At 68.1% G+C, this 18,378-nt stretch carries 13 protein-coding genes and 1 pseudogene; 10 read left to right on the forward strand and 4 right to left on the reverse strand.

Going from position 1 to position 18,378, the window contains the following annotated elements; all coding sequences use genetic code 11:
• Both dnaG and DJ70_RS01480 read right to left on the reverse strand, forming a co-directional pair.
• The coding region (dnaG, locus tag DJ70_RS01475) for a DNA primase DnaG (RefSeq protein ID WP_143420890.1) at positions 1–1,076 on the reverse strand (1,076 nt) is incomplete at its 3' end.
• Positions 1,077–1,387: 311 nt separating this feature from the next.
• A complete protein-coding gene (locus DJ70_RS01480; protein WP_094529519.1) occupies positions 1,388–1,981 on the reverse strand; it encodes a sugar O-acetyltransferase in 594 nt (197 codons plus the stop codon).
• 135 nt (positions 1,982–2,116) lie between these two features.
• On the opposite strand from DJ70_RS01480, the gene DJ70_RS01485 reads away from it, so the two are divergent.
• From DJ70_RS01485 to DJ70_RS01510, 6 genes and pseudogenes are all read left to right on the forward strand, one after another.
• Positions 2,117–3,079: a hydroxyacid dehydrogenase gene (locus DJ70_RS01485; protein ID WP_094529521.1), complete on the forward strand. Its 963-nt coding sequence runs from the start codon at positions 2,117–2,119 to the stop codon at positions 3,077–3,079.
• Positions 3,080–3,109: 30 nt separating this feature from the next.
• Complete coding sequence (locus tag DJ70_RS01490) at positions 3,110–4,405, forward strand: DUF6498-containing protein (RefSeq protein ID WP_094529523.1); 1,296 nt, start codon at positions 3,110–3,112, stop codon at positions 4,403–4,405.
• A 79-nt stretch (positions 4,406–4,484) separates the two neighbouring features.
• Positions 4,485–5,835, forward strand: a pseudogene (locus tag DJ70_RS01495) (aspartate aminotransferase family protein).
• A 104-nt stretch (positions 5,836–5,939) separates the two neighbouring features.
• The gene (locus DJ70_RS01500) at positions 5,940–7,220 is read left to right on the forward strand and encodes an amidohydrolase (RefSeq protein ID WP_094529525.1); all 1,281 of its coding nucleotides are present in this window, start codon (positions 5,940–5,942) and stop codon (positions 7,218–7,220) included.
• A 156-nt stretch (positions 7,221–7,376) separates the two neighbouring features.
• Positions 7,377–8,030 (forward strand): hypothetical protein, encoded by a 654-nt coding sequence (locus DJ70_RS01505; RefSeq protein WP_094529527.1) that lies wholly within the window; start codon positions 7,377–7,379, stop codon positions 8,028–8,030.
• Between the two features lie 83 nt (positions 8,031–8,113).
• Entirely contained in the window at positions 8,114–9,832 is a 1,719-nt protein-coding gene (locus DJ70_RS01510; RefSeq protein WP_094529529.1) for an aldehyde ferredoxin oxidoreductase family protein, read from the forward strand.
• A 3-nt stretch (positions 9,833–9,835) separates the two neighbouring features.
• Here DJ70_RS01510 and DJ70_RS01515 read toward each other — a convergent pair whose 3' ends face one another.
• Together DJ70_RS01515 and DJ70_RS01520 are read right to left on the reverse strand one after the other, a co-directional pair.
• Entirely contained in the window at positions 9,836–11,380 is a 1,545-nt protein-coding gene (locus tag DJ70_RS01515) for a sensor histidine kinase (RefSeq protein ID WP_094529531.1), read from the reverse strand.
• A gap of 2 nt (positions 11,381–11,382) precedes the next feature.
• Positions 11,383–12,021, reverse strand: a complete 639-nt coding sequence (locus DJ70_RS01520; RefSeq protein WP_094529533.1) for a DUF5806 family protein — start codon at positions 12,019–12,021, stop codon at positions 11,383–11,385.
• Positions 12,022–12,243: 222 nt separating this feature from the next.
• Between DJ70_RS01520 and DJ70_RS01525 the strand changes: the two genes are divergently transcribed.
• From DJ70_RS01525 to DJ70_RS01540, 4 genes are all read left to right on the forward strand, one after another.
• Positions 12,244–13,344 carry a DUF4330 family protein gene (locus DJ70_RS01525; RefSeq protein WP_094529535.1) on the forward strand — a complete coding sequence of 367 codons (1,101 nt, stop codon included), beginning with the start codon at positions 12,244–12,246 and terminating at the stop codon, positions 13,342–13,344.
• A 120-nt stretch (positions 13,345–13,464) separates the two neighbouring features.
• Positions 13,465–14,130 carry a hypothetical protein gene (locus DJ70_RS01530; protein ID WP_094529537.1) on the forward strand — a complete coding sequence of 222 codons (666 nt, stop codon included), beginning with the start codon at positions 13,465–13,467 and terminating at the stop codon, positions 14,128–14,130.
• Positions 14,131–14,238: 108 nt separating this feature from the next.
• Positions 14,239–15,066: an undecaprenyl-diphosphate phosphatase gene (locus DJ70_RS01535; RefSeq protein ID WP_094529539.1), complete on the forward strand. Its 828-nt coding sequence runs from the start codon at positions 14,239–14,241 to the stop codon at positions 15,064–15,066.
• Between the two features lie 2,025 nt (positions 15,067–17,091).
• A partial coding sequence (locus tag DJ70_RS01540) for a hypothetical protein (protein WP_094529541.1) occupies positions 17,092–18,378 on the forward strand: 1,287 nt, incomplete at its 3' end.

The raw sequence follows: 18,378 nt of genomic DNA on the forward strand, positions 1-18,378 counted from the left end.
GCGGTGCCGGCGGTGCCGGCATCGTCGTCGTCGGAACCGTCGGCGGCGGAGCGGGACGCGGAGTCGACGTCCCCGGCCGCCTCGCCCGACCCGTCGTCGGTCTCCTCTGGTCCGTCGGCGTCGCTCGCGCCGTCGCTCCCGGTCGGATCGGGCGGTTCCGTCGAACTGTCGGGTCGGAGCGCGTCGGCGGCCTCGGCGGCGCCGGCGGCGGCGTCCCCGTCGTCCGCGTCGGCTTCGGGGACGCTACCGGCCGCCTCCCGGAGGTTCGGCGCGTCCGCGAGCGTCTCGTAGGGGACCTTCCCGCGGAGCGCCTCGAAGATGGCTCCGCGGTCGAGGTCCTCGACGGACTCGCCCGGCGGGGCGAACGCGACGTAGTCGACCTCGCCGACCTGCGCGAGCTCGCGGAGGATGAGCTCGCCGCCGCGGTCGCCGTCGAGGAAGGCGGTGACCGTGCGCGACCGCGTGAGCTCCGCGACCGCGTCGGGGACGTTCGTCCCCTCGACGGCGACCGCGTTCTTGATCCCGCACTCGAGCAGCGTCGAGACGTCCGCGCGCCCCTCGACGACGATCACGGCGTCGGAGTCGCCGACGCGCGGGCCGGCGGGGAGCCCCTCGTAGTCGACGATCCCCTCGACGCGGGCGGCGTCGCGGACCTCCTCCAACACGTCGTCGCTCGCGAGGCTCGTCTCCTCGAAGCCGCTCGCGACGAGCTCCTTGGCGCGCTCGACGACCTCGCGGCGCTTGGCCGCGCGCACGTCCTCGATGCTCGTCACCTCCACGGCGGCCCCGCAGGGCCCGATCCGGTCGATGGTCTCGAGCGAGGCCGCGAGGATGGCGGTCTCGACCTTGTCGAGGCTCGAGGCGACGGTCACCTCGCCGAATGACTGGCCGTTCTCCGACCGTATCTCCACGTCGATCCGGCCCACCTTCGAGGACTCCTGGAGGTCCCGCAAGTCGAGCTCGTCGCCGAGGAGCCCCTCGGTCTGCCCGAACACCGCGCCGACGACGTCGCTCCGCTCGACGACGCCGTCGGCCGCGATGGTGGCCCGGATCAGGTATTTGGCTGTGTCGTTCATGTGATGAGTGATGGTGATGTGAACGGACGGCGGGTCGCCGTCCCGTTTCGGGTAGGATCGGTCCGGAAAAGTACCTGTCGACCCAGGGACCGTCGACCGCGGGGGGAGACGAGTGGACGGATCGGCGGGTTCGGATCCGTGGGAACGGTCTCCGTCGCCGGATCCGGCGGGTGGGACGTCGCGCCGGGGGTGATGATCCTCGCCGCCGTCCTCGCCGTCGGCGTCTCGCTCCTCACCGCGCCGACCGCCGGGAGCGACCCCTCCCGGTTCGCGGTCGCGGGCGACCGAGGGGAGCCGGATCGTCGCCGCGGTCACCCTCCCGCCGTTTCGGCCCCGTCCAGGTCGCTCCCGTCCAGTTCTCGAACGACCGTCGCCGGGTTTCCGCCGACCACGACGCCGTCGGGAACGTCATCGACGACGACCGCGCCCGCGGCGATCACGGCGCCGTCGCCGACCGACACGCCGGGGTTGAGCACCGCCCGCCCGCCGATCCAGACGTCATCGCCGATCGTCACCGGCTCGCCGGACTCGAGCCCCTCGGCTCGTTCCTCGGCGTCGACTGGGTGCGTCGCGGTGTAGACGTGCGTTCCCGGCCCGATCAGGCAGTTCCGCCCGATCTCGATCCGGCGGACGTCGAGGAGGACGCAGTCGAAGTTGGCGTAGAAGTCGTCGCCGACGTGGACGTTATATCCGTAATCACACCGGACCGGCGGCTCGACCGCGACCCCTTCGCCGACCGAGCCGAACAGCTCGTCAAGCAGCTCCCGGCGCTCCACGTCGTCTCCGGCGGTCGTGTCGTTGTACCGCGACGTGAGGTCGCGAGCGCGCTCCCGCTCGGCCGCGAGTTCGGGGTCGGCGGCGTCGTAGGGCTTCCCGTCCAACATCTTCGCCTTCTCGCTCGTCATGTCCGAGGAGGTGCGGGCGGCTCAATAAGGGTTTCCTGGAACCTCGAGCGTCGAGCGAGTCGGATCGTCCGAGCGACCGCACACGTTTCTCCGGAAGGCGTGCGCCTTTACGCGCTCCCGGCGACCGGGTGCGCAATGACACGACGGTGGAGCGTGCTGCTCCCGCCCACGATCGATCCGGTCGGCCCGGAGTCGCTCGCCGATATCGCCGACTGTACGAGCCGCGCCGACTACGCCGACGAGGACGAACTGCTGGCCGACGTCGACCGATACGACGCGATCGTCACCCGGACCCGGCCGGTGACCGCGGAGCTGATCGACGCCGCCGACCGGCTGACGGTGATCGCCAAGCACGGGACCGGCGTCGACAACGTCGACATCGACGCCGCGACCGACCGCGGCGTGATCGTCGCGAACACGCCGGGAGAGAACACGAACTCCGTGGCCGAACACGCCGTGACCCTGCTTTTGGCCGCCAGGCGGAACGTCGTCCGCGCGGACCGGGCGACCCGCGAGGGTGACTGGCGGCGCGCTGACTTCCGCGGCCGCGACCTCTCCGGGCGGACCCTCGGGCTGTTCGGCGCGGGCAACGCGGGCCGCCGGGTCGCGACGCTGCTGTCCGGCTTCGGCGTCTCCTGCGTGGCGTTCGACCCGTACGTCGACCCCGCGGACCTCCCCGAGACCGTCTCGCTCGTCGACGACCCGATCGACCTCTTCGAGCGCGCCGACGACGTGAGCGTCCACGCGCCGCTGACGGACGAGACGTACCACGCCGTCGGCGCCGAGGAGATCGGCGCGCTCCCCGCGGACGCCGTCCTCGTGAACACGGCCCGCGGCGGCGTCGTCGACGAGGACGCGCTCGTCGCCGCCCTCCGGGAGGGGACGATCGCCGGCGCGGGCGTCGACGTGTACGAGACGGAGCCTCCGGAGCCCGACGACCCCCTCCTCGAGTGCGACTCGGCCGTGTTCACCCAGCACAACGCGGGCGTCTCTCGCGACGCGCTCGAGAACATGAGCCGGGCGGCCGCCGGCATCGTCCGGACCGTCCACGAGGGCGGCGTCCCGGAGACGACGCTGAACCCCGACGCTCTCGAATAGGTTTTATCCGAAGACGCACATAGCCGGGCCGTGGTCGCCCTCCACCGACCCGCGGGCTCGAATCGATCCGAGGCGATCGCCGTCGCGGTCGCGAACCTCCTGCCGCTCGTCGGCGTCGTCGCGCTCGGCTGGAACGCCGCGGCGCTCGTGACCCTCTACTGGTTCGAACTCGGCATCGCCGCGCTCTTCGCCGTCGTCCGCGGCCTGTTCGCCGGTCGCCCGAGCGACCTCGACACCGGCGCGCTGGTGCTCGGCGCGCTGGCGTCGAAGCCGCTCTCGCTCCCGATCCCCCGGACCGGGGTTCGGATCCACCTCTCCTCCGTCCTCTCGCTCGCCGTGATCGCGCCGATCCTCGGGGCGGCGTGGTTCGTCCTCGGCGGCGTCGTGTTGGGGTTCGTCGGCGCCGGCTCGCTCTCCGGTCCCGCCCTCGAGACGGTCACGCTCGCCGTGGTCGTCGTCCTCCTCTCGGAGGCCGGGACGACCGCCGTCGACTACTTCCACCGCGGCGGCTACCGCGAGGAGAGCGCGGGGACGGCGGTCTCAGGCGTCCTCTTCCGGCTCGCGACGGTGCTCGTCGGCGGGATCATGACGGTGACCGTCGTCGCGGAGGCGATCGGCGTCGACGGCGACGCGACCGCGACGGAGGCGGCCGACCCGGTCGCGTTCGGCGTGCCGGTGCTCGTCGGCGCGGCGTGCGTCAAGCTCGCGTTCGACCTCGTGGGGCTGTACGGCGACCGGCTCGCCGCGATCGACGAGTCCTCGGGCGGGCTCCTCGGCTGGTCGCGTGAGCCGCCCACGCGGGACCGGATCGAGAACGACCTCGCGGACGCGGACCGCCGGATCCGCCCGACACCCGTCGGCCGGCTGTTCGGGGACTCGCACGCGCTCGCCGAGCATCCGGGGCCGTGGTACCTCTCCGTCCTCGCCCTCCTCGTGGCGCTCCTCTTCGCGCTCGGGCGGGCGTGGGGGATAGCCGCCGGGCTCGTCGCCCTCGCGGCCGCGCTCCCGCCGGCCGTCGTCGCGGTCGACTCGACCATCCGGTACGGCCCCGTCGAGTACCGCGTCGCCGACGGCGGAGGGGTCGCGGGCGGTCCCGCACTCGTCGGGTACGACCGGCTCTGCGGGACGGCCCTGTGGCGGATCGAACCGTGGGACGAGGAGGGGCTGCGCGTCGAGCGCGACCGCCTCGACGAACGGGCCGACACCGAGACCGTCGCGATCGAGCTGCGCGACCGCGAGGTCCGGCTCCCCCGGCTCGCCGAGGGGGACGCCGAGCGCGTCCTCGCCGTCTTCGACCGTCGGCCCGATCGGCGGTCCGACCGGTAATCCCGATATCGATTTTCGTATACGGTGGTTTCCGTATCCGTGGACAACCTATATAACGACCACCGCCGTGGGTGGACGTATGACGGCAGGACCACCGATCGATGAGATCCACTTCGATGACGCACCGAACGTCGACGCGGTCCCCGGTCCGAGGGGCCGCGAGCTGCTGGAGAAACAGGAGCGCATCGACAGCAGCGCGGTCAAGTACCCCGGCGACATCCCGATCGCCTTCGACTCGGGGAAGGGTGCGACGGTCCGCGACGTCGACGGCAACACCTACATCGACATGTTCGCCGGCATCGGCGTGTTGAACGTCGGCCACTCGAACCCGTACGTGCTGGAGGCGGTCAGAGAACAGACCGACAAGCTCGTCCACACCGTCGACTTCCCGACCGAGGCGCGGCTCGACCTGATCGAGAAGCTCGACGAGATCGCGCCGCCCGGCCTCAAGGGCGAGAATCGGGTCGTCTTCGGCGGTCCCACGGGCAGCGACGCGGTCGAGGCCGCAATCAAGCTCGCGAAGTACAACACCGGCGGCGACGGCCTGATCGCCTTCCGCGGGAGCTACCACGGCGCGACCTCGGGCGCGATGGCGCTCACCGCGAACAAGGGGTTCAAGAACGACTACACTCCCCTGATCCCGGACGTGGTCCACGCGAAGTACCCGTCGCCGTTCATCGACCGCCACGAGTCGGGCGACGCCGAGGCCGTCTGCCCGGTCGCCGACGGCGAGTGCTGCGGCTCCGTCTCGTGTGCCCGCGCGCTGAAGGAGGTCCAGGAGATCATCGAGGACCCCTACGGCGGGCTCGCGAACCCCGCCGGCATCTTCGTCGAGCCGATCCAGGGCGAGGGCGGCGTCATCGTCCCGCCGGAGGGGTTCCTGAAGGGGCTCCGGGAGATCGCCACCGAGAACGACATCCCGCTCATGTTCGACGAGATCCAGAGCGGGCTCGGCCGCTCGGGCCAGTGGTGGGCCAGCGAGTGGCACGGCGTCACGCCGGACATCATGACGACCGCGAAGGCGCTCGGCGGCGTCGGCTTCCCGCTGTCGGCGACGATCTACCACGAGGACCTCGATACGTGGGACGCCGGCGGCCACGCCGGCACCTACCGGGGACACACCGTCGCGATGCGCGCCGGCACCCGCGCGATCGAGTACATCCAGGAGCACGACCTCCTCGCGCACGCCCGCGACCTCGNNCGGCGCGGAGTTCGTCGACGAGAACGGCGAGCCCGACGGCGACGCGGTCGACGCGATCCAGCAGTACTGCTTCGAGCACGGCGTCCTCGTCTGGACGGCGGGCCGCCACGGCAACGTCCTCCGCCTGCTGCCGCCGCTCGTGTTGACCCGCGACCTGGCCGACACCGCGGTCGACGTCATCGCCGACGCGATCGACCACGCCACCGCCGAGACGGCGGCGTCGCGGTAACGCGCCGGCCTCGAACGCGCCGCCCCCGCGGCGGGGAAACCGCCGCGAGCGAACGCCCCGAGTAAACGACTTATATACGCTCGCAGTGTACCACCGGAGAACCAATGTCTCACGACGTGCGGAACCGACTCCCCTCGATCCGACGAGCGTTCCACAGGCATCCGGAGCCCGGCTGGTGTGAGTTCCGCACGACCGCCCGGATCGTCGAGGAACTCCGTCGGATCGGCGTCGACGACCTCGCGATCGGACGGGAGGCGCTCTCCACGGAGCACCGCATGGCGGTTCCGCCTTCGGAGACGCTCGCCGAGTGGCGCGACCGGGCGGCCGAGGCGGGCGTCGACCCCGCCCTGCTCGAGCTGACCGACGGCGGCCACACCGGCGTCGTCGCGACCGTCCGGAACGGCGAGGGGCCGACCGTCGGCCTGCGCGTCGACATGGACGGCGTCTCCATCCCGGAATCCGACGCCGCGGGTCACCGTCCCGCGGACGAGGGGTTCCGCTCCGAACACGAGGGGTACATGCACGCCTGCGGTCACGACGCGCACGCGACGATCGCGCTCGGCGTGCTCGAGGCGGTGACGGAGAGCGACTTCGAGGGGACGTTCAGGCTGTTCTTCCAGCCGGCCGAGGAGGTCGCCGGGGGCGGCAAGCCGCTGGCCGAGGGCGGGTACGTCGACGACGTCGACGAGCTGCTCGCGTTCCACCTCGGACTCGGCCGGCCGACGGGGACGGTCGTCGCGAACGCCACCCGCCCGCTCGCGATGGCGCACATCAACGCGACCTTCGAGGGGGCGAGCGCGCACGCCGGCAAGGAGCCGAGCGGCGGGACGAACGCGATGCAGGCGATGACGACGGCGGTCCAGAACGCCTACGGGATCGCGCGCCACGGCGACGGGCTCACCCGCGTGAACTTCGGGCGCGTCGAGGGCGGGAGCGCGAGCAACGTGATCGCGGAGGAGATCACCCTCGACGGCGAGGTCCGCGGCGAGACCACCGCGCTGATGGAGTACATGCGGACGGAGCTGGAACGGGTGCTGTACGCGGCCGCGGAGCTCCACGAGTGTGACGTGGTGATCCGCCGGATCAGCGAGTCGATCCGGGTCGACGGCGACCCGACGCTCGCGGACCTCGTCGCGGGCGTGGCCCGGACCGTCCCGTCGATCGGCGAGGTGGTCCCCGAGGCCCCGCTCGAGGCGAGCGAGGACGCGACGTTCCTGATGGACCGCGTCCACCGGAACGGGGGTCGGTCGCTGTACTTCATCGTCGGCGCGGACCACCCGACCAGCCACCACACGCCGACGTTCGACCTCGACGAACGGGCGCTCGACGTCGGCGTCGAACTCCTGACCGAGGTCGTCTCGGCGCTCGGCGCCGATCGGTCCTGACGGCCGCGGCGCCCGTGACGATCCGACGACTCGACGACCGCGGCGCCCGCGGTTCCCGCAGCGATCGATCCCGACCGGGACCGGTCCGAGGGACGACGAACCGGCGGGATCGATCGGACCACAACCATTAATCCGCTGAGCCCCAGGTTTCCGGGTATGTCCGAAGACGAGCTGCCCCCGTCGCTCGAAACGGCGGCGGACGCCGACCGCCCTCGCGGGATCTTGACGCCCTCGGACCGCGACTTCCTCCTCGGTCGAAAGACCGACTACACCGAGCACTCCCGAAAACAGAAGCGAAACCGCATCCGCCGGCGGGTTCGCAACGCGGTCCTCGATTTCAGCATCCTCTACGAGTGTCTGGAGGACCGCGACCGGCAGACCGTCTTCGACCCCGACGACGAGGACCGCGAGGCCTACACGCGGGGGATAACCGACATGCTCGCGTTCCTCCATCTGGGAACGATGGGGTACGTCACTCCGTTCAAGGACATGCTCTCCGAGGGCGTCGCCAAGTCCGAACAGCGGCTCGCGGGGTCGGACTACCGGATGGTCCGCGTCGAGTTCAACGTCGACCCCGTCGGCCAGATCGACGTCGACGAGGTGATAGCGAAGATCGAGGCCGACGAGTTCGAGCGCATAACGGACGAGGAGCTACGGGCGTTCGTCCGTCTGCTGTCGATGTCCGAGGAGTTCGCCCCCGACGACGTTCGCGACGGGCTCAAGGCGAACGTCGACGAGTTCGCCGAGGCGATCCGCGAGAGCGAACGACGGCGCGACCACGCGATCGAGGAGCTGACCAGGGGGGACTGACGGTACGGTCCGTCCCGCCCTCCGCGGATCGCGTCGTCACCCGACACCTGAACTTTTATCGCCCGGCCGTCGTAGGAACGCGTATGAAACACGCACAGGGGGACCTCCTCTCGATCGACCTGACGGACAGGACGGTCACGACGGAGCCGATCGCCGACGTGCTCTCGGAGTTCATCGGGGGACGAGGGCTCAACACTCGCCTCGCCTACGAGCGGATCCCGTTCGACGCCGACCCGCTCGGCCCGGAGAACCGGCTGTACCTCTCGACGGGGCCGATGCAGTACTCCACGACCTCGTACACGGGGCGCATGGCGGCGACGAGCGTCTCGCCGCTCACGAACGGGATGTTCTCCTCGAACGCGGGCGGGTTCCTCTCGCGGAACTTCACCGGCGCGGGGTACGCCGCCGTCGAGATCCGCGGCGCGAGCGACGACCTGCTCGCCGTCCACGTCCGCGAGGCCGACGAGGACGGCCACCCGGTCGTCGAGTTCGAGGCGGTCCCGGAGCTCGACCAGGCGGAGGTGCCGGCGGTGTCGGAGTACGTCGAGGCCGAACACGACCTGGAGCCGGAACACCTGGCGTGTATCGGCCCGGCGGGCGAGAACGGCGTCCGCTTCGCGTCGATCATGACCTCCGAGACGCGGGCGTTCGGTCGGGGCGGACTGGGGTCGGTCCTCGGCGCGAAGGGCGTAAAGGCGATCACGTTCGACGGCGACGCCGACGCCGGGATCGAGCTCGACTGGCCGGACGACGCCGGGGAGATCCACCGCGAGGCGGCGACCTCCGACTCGATCATGAAACGGCAGGGGACCACGAGCGTGACCGAGCTGTCGAACGCGATGGAGGCGCTCCCCACCTACTACTTCTCCGAGCAGTCCTTCGAGGGCGTCGAGGGCATCTCCGGCGACCGCGTCGAGGAGAAGAAGTACAAGAAGGGCACCTGCTCGAACTGCGCGTTCGCGTGTAAGCTGCCGACCCGCGACGAGGAGCGCGGCATCGAGACGGAGGGTCCCGAGTTCGAGACGGTGATGGCGTTCGGCAGCAACGCCGGCGTCGACGAGATGGTGGACGTGATGGCGGCGAACCAGCTGTGTGACGAGCTCGGCATGGACACCATCTCCTGTGGCAACGTGGTCTCGATGTTCCTCGAGAGCGAGGACGAGTTCGGCAACGCCGAGCTCGTCCGCTCCGTGGTCGAGCAGATCGCCTACCGCGAGGGCGTCGGCGACGAGCTCGCGGAGGGGATCCACCGGGCGCACGAGGAGTTCGGCGCGGAGGACTGGACGGTGAAGGGGATGACCTTCTCCGCGCACGACGGCCGGTCGCTCAACGGTCAGGGGCTCGCGTTCGCGACCGCGAACCGCGGGGCCGACCACATGTACGCCGAGTTCTACCCGTACGAGTACCCGCTCGTGAGCAAGGAGGACGCCTTCGAGCCGAGCGGACTGGACGGGAAGCCGCCGAAGATCGTCGAGAAGGAGAACCGCAACGCGATCCTCGACTCCGCGGTGATCTGTAAGTTCTCGCGGGGCGTCGTCACCGACGACCGGCTCGCGGCGCTGCTCGACGCCGACTACGAGGACCTGATCGCCACCGGCGGCCGGGTCGTCGAGATGGAGCGCGCGTTCAACAACGCCCGCGGCTTCGACCGCGACGACGACACCCTCCCGTACGCCGACCAGATCGAGGGGTTCGACGAGGGGCTCTCCGAGTACTACGCGATCCGCGGCTGGAACGACGACGGGACCGTTCCGGGGTACGACGACGTCGTCGGTCCGGCCGCGGGCACGGCCGACGACTGACCGTCACTCCGCGCGTTCCGTGACGGGGGCCGCCGAGTCGACGCCGCGGAACTCGAAGCGCGCGCCCTCGGCGTCGTCGGCGAGCGAGAGGCTCCAGCCGTGTGCGTCGGCCACCTCGGCGACGATCTTCAGTCCGAAGCCCGTCCCGTCGGGATCGGTCGAGACCCCCGCGGCGAACGCCTCCTCGCGGAACTCCGCGGGGATCCCCGGTCCGTCGTCGGCGAGGTAGAACCCCCGTCCGTCCGCGAGCGCGCCGACCTCGACCGTGACCGAGTCGCCGCCGTGGGTGACGGCGTTGGCGATCAGGTTCTCGAGCGCCTGCCGCAGGCGACTCCGGTCCGCCCGGAACCGCAGGTCCTCGCCGACGACGAGCGAGGCGTCCGCGGTGTCGACGTTCGCCCAACACTCCTCGGCGAGCGCCGAGAGCGTCACCGGCTCCGTCTCGTCGATCCCCTCGCCCTGTCTGGCGAGCGCCAGCATGTCCTCGACGAGCGCGTCCATCCGGTCGAGCGACCGGGCGACGGTGTCTATCTCCGGCGGCTCCTCGCCTCCCTCCTCCAGCCGGGCGCGGATCATGTCGAGGTTCCCCCGCGCGACGTTGAGCGGGTTTCGCAGGTCGTGTGAGACCAGCCCGGCGAACTCCTCCAGTCGGTCGCGCTCGCGGGCGACCTCGTCCTCGCGCACCCGGAGCTGGCGTTCGCGTTCGATCCGGACGAACACCATCGTCACGGTCGCCGCCCAGAGGCGTGCGACGGCCAGATCCGACCCGTCGAAGCCGTCCCGCCGCGTGGAGCCGATGTCGATGACGCCGTATCGGCCGAGCGGCAACACGAGCTCGCTCCGGATCGGCGAGTCGGGGTTGTACCGGTCCGGGTCGGCGTGGGTGTCGGCGACGTACTCCGGGTCGCCGGACTCGAACACCTCCCAGGAGATGCTCTGTTCCTCGGCGGTGAACCGCGGGTGGTCGCCGACGACCGCCTCGGCCGCGTCGGTCCAGGCGACCGGTTCGAGGGCGTCCGTCTCCTCGTCGAACAGCCAGATCGCCGCGATCGGGTGGTCGAGCACGTCCTCGACGTACTCGACGGCCGCCTCCGCGGCCACGACCCGGTCGGTCGTCTTCAGCAGCTCCTGGGTCGCCTCGTGGAGCGCCTCGAGCGTCCGCGTCCGACGGTGGAGGTCCGCCCGTTTCTCCCGGCGTTCCCGGACGTCGACCATCGTGACGACGAGGTACGTCTCGCCGTCCCGCTCGAACGGTCCGAGACTGACCGTCACCGGGACCTCGCTTCCGTCGGCTCGGCGGGCGACGAGGTCGAGGCTCGCCGCCATCGACCGCGGTTCGGGGTCGGTCACGTACCGATCGAGGTCGTCGCCGGAGCCGCCGTCGTACGGGTCGTACAGGACCGACGCCAGGTCGGCTCCCTCCAGCTCGGCGGGGTCGTACCCGAGCACGTCCTCGACGCGGCCGTTGCCGGCGTGGACGACGCCGTCGGCGTCGACGATCAGGACCGGGTCGGGAAGGCCGTCGAGCGCCTCCGGGAACCGGTCCATGGCTACTCCTCCGCCGGCTCGTGAACGTGACCGCACTCCGGACAGCGGACCTCCTCGCCGCGGAGGTCCGCGGAGGAGGCGCGAACCTCGCGCATCACCTCGCTGATCCGGTCCTCGGCGTCCAACTCGTCCGCGACCGCGAGATCGACGCCCTCGACCTCGAGGAGGAACTTCGCGACCTCCGTCACCTCGTACATCATCTCGTCGAGGTCCTCCGCGGTGAAGAAGCCGGACATCGCGCCGTAGAGGAACGTCGCGCCCGCCTTCGTCACCTTCTCCTCGAAGGAGTACCGCGCCTGGTTGACCGCCTGCGGCGTGTAGGTGTCGGTCATGAACGGGACCAGCTCGGGGAGGTTCTCGCCGATCTTCGTCATCTCCACGCCGGTCTCCGTACGGAAGTCCGCACAGAGCCGCGCGATGGCCCACTCGCGGGCCGTGATGTACGTCCGGTCGCGGAGGAAGTCGTTGACGCGTTCGTATCGCGCGCCGTCCATCTTCTTGAACCGCTCGTACTTGCGCACGTCCCGAGGGACGTCCTCGGCGTCGTCGCCGCCGGCTCCGTCACCGTCGCCGCGATCGCCCGGATCGGCCGCCCCGTCGTCCGTCGGGGCGTCGGCGGAGGGGCCGGAAGGGTCGGTCATGTTCCATCACACTCGACGGGCGGATGAAAGGGTTGTGGGTAGCCGTCGGGGCCGCCCTCCGTCGGGATCGAGATCGACGGACGGGGGACTGGGAGCGGCCCGGACCCGCTGGCCGGTCGCCGCGGTCCTCCGCTGGCCGCGGCGCTCGGCGTCCTCGAAAGGGGAACCGTTTTACTCTCCGCCCAACACCCACGGCATAATGCGACTCTCGGGTGGTCCCTCATGGAACTGATCGACGACGACGGTGACCTCTTCGGCGTCATCAACGTCGTCGACGCGCTCGTCGTGCTGTTGGTCCTCGCGGTCGGCGTCGCCGGCGTCGCCCTCGTCTTCTCGGAGGACCCCGAGCCCGAGCCGGACCTCGACTCCACCTACGCCACGCTCGACGTGGGGTTACAGCCCGCGTACATCGTCGAGGCGGTCAACGAGGGCGACACCTACAGCCCGAACGACGTCTCGACGATGACGGTCACCGACGTCCACCTCACGCCGCGCGGGAACGACATCGGCGTCGTCCTCCGCGTCGAGCTCGAGGGCGAACTCGGAGACGACGGCTCGATCGCCTATGACGAGGGCCCGCTCAGGCTCGGCCGTAGCCTCGCGCTCAACACCGACCGATACCAGTTGAACGGGCGGATCCGCGCGGTCGGCGACGACGACGCGCTCGAGCGCGAGCCGGCCACGGTCGTCGTCCGGGACACGCTCGCGACCGCCACTGCCGAGGAGATCGCCGGCGGCGACGAGGTCCGCCTCGCGGGGCGGACCGTCGCGACGATCGAGAACGTGACGCAGTTCGCGACCAACGACCCCGACCGTCGCCGGGTGTTCGTCGCGGCCACGCTTCAAACGCACCGACAGAGCGACGACCGCCGCTTCGGCGGCAACCCGGTACGTCGCGGCCAGAACGTCCGGCTGTCGACCGGCGACTACACGATCGACGGGCGGATCGAGCGCGTGGGCGGCCAGCTCCAGCTCGGGTCCGCCTCGACCCGCACGGTCACGCTCCGGATGGACGACGTCCGCGACGACATGGCCGACGCGATCGACCCAGGGATGGCCGAGGAGGCCGGCGGCGACACCGTCGCGCGGGTCACCGCCGTCGACACCCGCCCCTCGCTCATCATCGCGACCGGCGACAACGGGACGGTGAACGTGGTCGATCATCCGATCGACCGCGAGGTGACGCTCACGACGGAGCTCCAGGTTCGGGAGACGGTCTCCGGACCGCGGTTCAAGGGTGACCCCCTCCGGCAGGGTCGGACCGTGACGCTCGACCTCGGCACCGTCACCGTCCGCGCGACGGTGGTCAACGTCAGCGGGTAGCCGGTTCACGCGGGTCGGCGCCGTCGATCCGAGGACCGCCCGCCGGGGCCGCCCCTCCCGCTCGACCGGCGGCCGCCGCGATCACAACCGGTTTGACGCTCCGCTCGATCGGTTTACTCGATGACGACTCGCGACGCGGACGGGGACGTCGCGCGGACCGCGGCCGAGTCCGGCGAGGAGGGGACGCTCTCGCGAATGGGCTCGGGATCGCTCGTTCTCGATCGCGCCCGATCGGCCGGCGAGCGCGTCGCGGCCGCGGTTCGAGCCTCGTGGCTGTACCGCTGGCTCACGGCCGAACCCGACCCGGACGTGATAGTGATCGACCTCCGCGAGACCTGGACCGTCGGACCCTTTCTCCGGATCCTCGATCGGGTCCTCGACCTCCTGATCGGGGCGGTGGAGGGCTCGATCGTCGCGACCGCGGCCGCGACCGCAGTCGAGCGGACCCGCGAGACGCCCCTTCGCGTCGCCGGCGCTCTCGCCGTCGGCGCGGGATCGATCGCCTTCCTCGCCGCGGTCGCGGGCGACGCCGTCTCGCGGACACTCCTCGCCGGCGCGCTCGTCCTCTACGCGGTCGGGTTCGTGGCGATGCGCGACCGACGAAGCTGGAGCGAACTCCGCGATACCCGCCCCGTCGAACTCCTGATCCGCGCGCTCGAACCCCCGGCTCCCCCGGAGACGGACGACCCGCGCCCCGAGCCGGACTCCAGTTCCGACGCCGACGATCCGGTCGCCGACGATCCGGTCGCCGGCCCCGACTCGGACGACGCTCGCTCCGACCGGTAGTCTCACCGGGACCTCGATCCCCTCGGGGGCCGACGGTCCTCCCCGTCGCTCCCGGCCACGCGACCGGATCGGCGCCGCTTAAGTGCCCGGATCGCGCGACTACCGGACGTGACGGACACGGACCTCCTCATCGCGGTCCTCGCCGGGATCGTCCAGGGCGTTGTCGAGTGGCTGCCGGTCTCCAGTCAGGGGAACCTCGCGCTGTTCCTGACGTTCGTCGGCACCGAGCCGGAGGCCGCCCTCCAGCTCGCGCTCTTCTTACAGGTGGGGACGACGCTCTCGGCGGCGACGTACTACCGCGGAGAGCTCCTGACCGCGCTTCGCGCGGCGCCCCGCTGGCGGCCCGCGGGCGCGTTCGACGGCGACGCCGCGCTCGTCTCGTATCTCGTTCTCGCCAGCGCGATGACCGGGATCGTCGGCATCCCCCTGTACGTCTTCGCCGTGGACCTGGCGAGTCGGCTCACCGGCGGGGTGTTCATCGCCGCCATCGGCGTCCTGCTATTGGTGACCGGACTCCTGACGTACGTCTCCGAGTCGGTGTCGATGGGCGGGCGGCGTGACCCGACGCTCGTCGACTCGCTGCTCGTCGGGGCCGCCCAGGGGCTCGCGATCCTGCCCGGCATCTCCCGGTCGGGGATGACCGCGAGCACGCTGTTGTTCCGGAGCTACGACCCGCCGTCGGCGTTTCGGCTGTCGTTCCTGCTCTCGATCCCCGCCAGTCTCGGCGCGGCGGCCTTGACGCTCCTCGACGCCGGCGGCCTTCCGGGGATCGATCCCCGCGCGGCCGCCGTAGCACTCGGAGTCAGCGCGGTCGTCGGGTACGCCACCATCGACGCGCTGATGCGGGTCGTCGAGCGAGTCCCCTTCTGGGCCGTCTGTTTCGGGCTCGGCGCGCTCGCGATCCTCGGCGGCGGCGTCGTCTCCGTCGTCGTGTGAGGCGGCGGAGGAGGACGTTGTCGTCCTGCGAACACGCTGTCATCCGATCCGGCGAACGGCAGTTCTGACGCCCCTCCCCCGGAAATTTCGCCAGCCGGAAACGTTCAGTGTCGTAACCGATATATGGTGGACCGGGTTGAGTACGAGTATCCCGCAGCGCGTGACCGTCTGGCGGTCGCGCGGGCGTTGAGCGTCGGCGTTATCGACGTGTGAGCATCCGCGCTAGCGACAGCACTAGCGCTCGCGGGTTCAATCATGACCTGTGAGACCCCGCTTCGGATCGTCGCGATCGTCGCCGTTCTAACCGTCGTCGCCAGTTTGGCCGGGATCGGACTGGAGGCTTCTGTGGTAGGTGGATATCCTTACAGTATCGGAACTGTAGACAATATCGGAATCGGTGCTAATGAAAGACAAGTCATTTCTGATATAGTCCTTCGTAGTGATTCTGAACAGGTTTCAATCAATATCAGTGAACTAGCGGCTGCTGGTGCTGAATTTGATCCGAATTCATCGTCGTACGATATCATAAATGGTCAATCGGCGAATACTAATGAGGTGAGGATAGTAAATCCGGATTCATCTGATCCTGCGATCATAATTGAACCATCTGCACTCAAAGGATTCAACAGATTTGATCTTGTCATATCCGAAATTGACACAACAGGTGTAAGTCTTGATCCGACTTCAGAATCGTCGATTAATTCTAATCTGGAGTATCAAATCCTTCAGAACGACGTCAGAGCGCGATCATCATTTGATATCTCGTCTTCCTCGTCTGTCTCTATCAGTTCGTACAACAGTCGTGAGGATATTATTAGATTAACAAATGTTTCTCTCGAAACTGGATCAGGAGACTATATTGTCATTTGGGAGGTCGGAAAATCTGGTAAATTAAAAAGAACACTCGGAGAGATACAAGGAAAAAGTGGCAATTTCTCTATGAGAATTGATAATCTCGAACAAGATACTGAAATTGCCGCAGTAATTCATCCTGGTTCTTCAACTCCAAATTATGAGACTATCTACGCGATGGATTCCGAAGCAGTGGCGATTCCAATCCAACTTCAGGTAGAGCGTGCTCCGATCCAGTACGTGTCACACTCTGATAATTCGAATTCTATAGATGGGAACCTTGTCGAGGTGATATTCAGTAATAGTATCAAGAAGAGTGGGGATGTGACGATTGAATTACAAAATTCTCGAAATATAACTGTTGATATTGAAAATTCTATAGATCAATACAGTATTCGAGATGGCCGACTTCTGTTGTATCCGCCGGAGCTTAGACGTGATCAACATATCCCTGTTCAATCTATAACACTCCGCAATATTATTCCCAAAGAGGGGGGATACTCGATTAATAACCATTCCTTTGAGGTACGAAATCTCAACAAGATCATTTCGGATGGTTCCAACTCCACTGTAGTTGATGGTGACCTAATCGGATTTGAGGCTGCTGAACAAGGTCCGTTTCAGATCGGACTGACTAATGAATCTAACAAGACATATATCCAAACAGATCTGCCAACACAAATCATTCCATATAATTCTTCGAATTTAGCCGAGGATAGTTATCTCATTTCTACTTCTACATTCAAACAGGAGACTACAATCTCGGTCGAAAAACAAAAATTAACTCTGAATATATCAGATTCTAATTTCTGGAGTAGTGACAATATAACTGTGTCAGTACGGTCATCCCCAACGAATCGAAAAGTATTGACTGAACTTAGAAACGAATCTGGAGCTCTAATAGCACAACAGTCAGATATTATTGGTGATTCTGGGGCCACAAACATTTCGTATGATCCACAGTCTTCGGGAAATTACACACTACTAGCCAGTGACAAGCATTCAGGAAGCAAAACCTCGAAAACCATTGATATTACTGATCCTGAACCACCTAAAATTAATACAGATATTATAAATTATCTTGTAGGAGATGTAGTTTCGGTTAGTATTCTTTCGGGTACATACACTAACACGACCAATCTCTCGATCACGAATTCGAGTACGGACACGCCGGTGGCCACCGCGAGCGTCACGACACCCCGCGGGGAGCCCACCACGCTCCGGTTCAACACGTACGCAGCGGGAGACCCCGATCTCACCGACGATCTCTTCACGATCGACGGGCCGGGGACCATCGAGTCGACGACGACTCGAGATCTCGGGGGAACGCTCCCGCCCGGCGAGTACGAGCTCACGGCGACCGCGGCCCCGAGCGGCCTGACCGACACCGCGACGGCGACCCTGCGAAGCCGATCGACGAACGGCCTCTCCGTGTATTCGACCGCGGGGTCCGCCGTGACCGACTTCTCCACGTCGGACCTGGTCAAAAACGCCATCGCGAACGGAACGCTCACGCCCGCGGCGACGATCACTGACGGCGACACGGTCGTCTACGCGGTCGATGCCGCCGGACTCGCGGGCTACGCTTCGATTCACGCGCCGGCCCTCGAGACCGGCACCGACCTCGACCGACTCGACGGACTCGAGTTCGCGGTCACCACCGCGGCGGCTCCCGGATCGAACTCGACGCGCGTGGCCACCGCGAACGGGACGACGATCCACTCCCACGAGACGGGACTGTTCCTCGTCGCCAACGCCACCGAGACGCTCGGAGAGGCCGTCACGGCGACCGGGAAGACCGATCTCGCGGCGACGTTCGACGTGGTCGACGACCGCCTCCGCACGGCCGCCGGACCGAACGCGTCCCACTCCGAGTCCGCCCCGTTCACGTACGCCCGAGCCGCGATCGATGACGACGCGGCCACCGATCCCGACGGCGCCAGTGATTCCACCGACGGCACCGATGACTCCACGGACGCCGCCGGTGACCCCGCAGACAGCGTCGGTGACTCCACCGACGCCACCGGTGGCTCCGCCGACGGCGCCGACTCGAGCACTCCCGCCGACTCCGGCGGGACGTCCGGACCCGACGGATCCGGGGGTACCGACGACTCCGACGGGTCCGAGTCGACCGACGCCGCGAACGGCGACGACGACACCGGCACCGACGGCGACGACACCGGCACCGACGGCGACGACACCGGCACCGACGGCGACGACACCGGCACCGACGGCGGCACTACCCCGCTCGAGGACGAGACCGCCGATCGGAGCGTGGAGACGACCACCGGATCCGACGGATCGACCGGGACGAACACCGAGACCGAACCGACCGGGACGTCCCGATCCGGCGACGAGACGGGGGACGTTCGTTCCACGCCGCCGACGGGTGAGGCCCCGATCGATTCCGGCGGCGATCCCGATCCGGCCGGGACGATCGGCGAGGCCGACGACCTCGGC

The sequence above is a fragment of the Halorubrum halodurans genome, from assembly GCF_002252985.1.
Taxonomy (GTDB): domain Archaea; phylum Halobacteriota; class Halobacteria; order Halobacteriales; family Haloferacaceae; genus Halorubrum; species Halorubrum halodurans.

Coding starts and splice junctions, on each gene's coding strand:
- DJ70_RS01480 (WP_094529519.1), bottom strand. CDS start 1,981: ATGACGAGCGAGAAGGCGAAGATGTTGGACGGGAAGCCCTACGACGCC.
- DJ70_RS01485 (WP_094529521.1), top strand. CDS start 2,117: ATGACACGACGGTGGAGCGTGCTGCTCCCGCCCACGATCGATCCGGTC.
- DJ70_RS01500 (WP_094529525.1), top strand. CDS start 5,940: ATGTCTCACGACGTGCGGAACCGACTCCCCTCGATCCGACGAGCGTTC.
- DJ70_RS01505 (WP_094529527.1), top strand. CDS start 7,377: ATGTCCGAAGACGAGCTGCCCCCGTCGCTCGAAACGGCGGCGGACGCC.
- DJ70_RS01510 (WP_094529529.1), top strand. CDS start 8,114: ATGAAACACGCACAGGGGGACCTCCTCTCGATCGACCTGACGGACAGG.
- DJ70_RS01515 (WP_094529531.1), bottom strand. CDS start 11,380: ATGGACCGGTTCCCGGAGGCGCTCGACGGCCTTCCCGACCCGGTCCTG.
- DJ70_RS01520 (WP_094529533.1), bottom strand. CDS start 12,021: ATGACCGACCCTTCCGGCCCCTCCGCCGACGCCCCGACGGACGACGGG.
- DJ70_RS01525 (WP_094529535.1), top strand. CDS start 12,244: ATGGAACTGATCGACGACGACGGTGACCTCTTCGGCGTCATCAACGTC.
- DJ70_RS01530 (WP_094529537.1), top strand. CDS start 13,465: ATGACGACTCGCGACGCGGACGGGGACGTCGCGCGGACCGCGGCCGAG.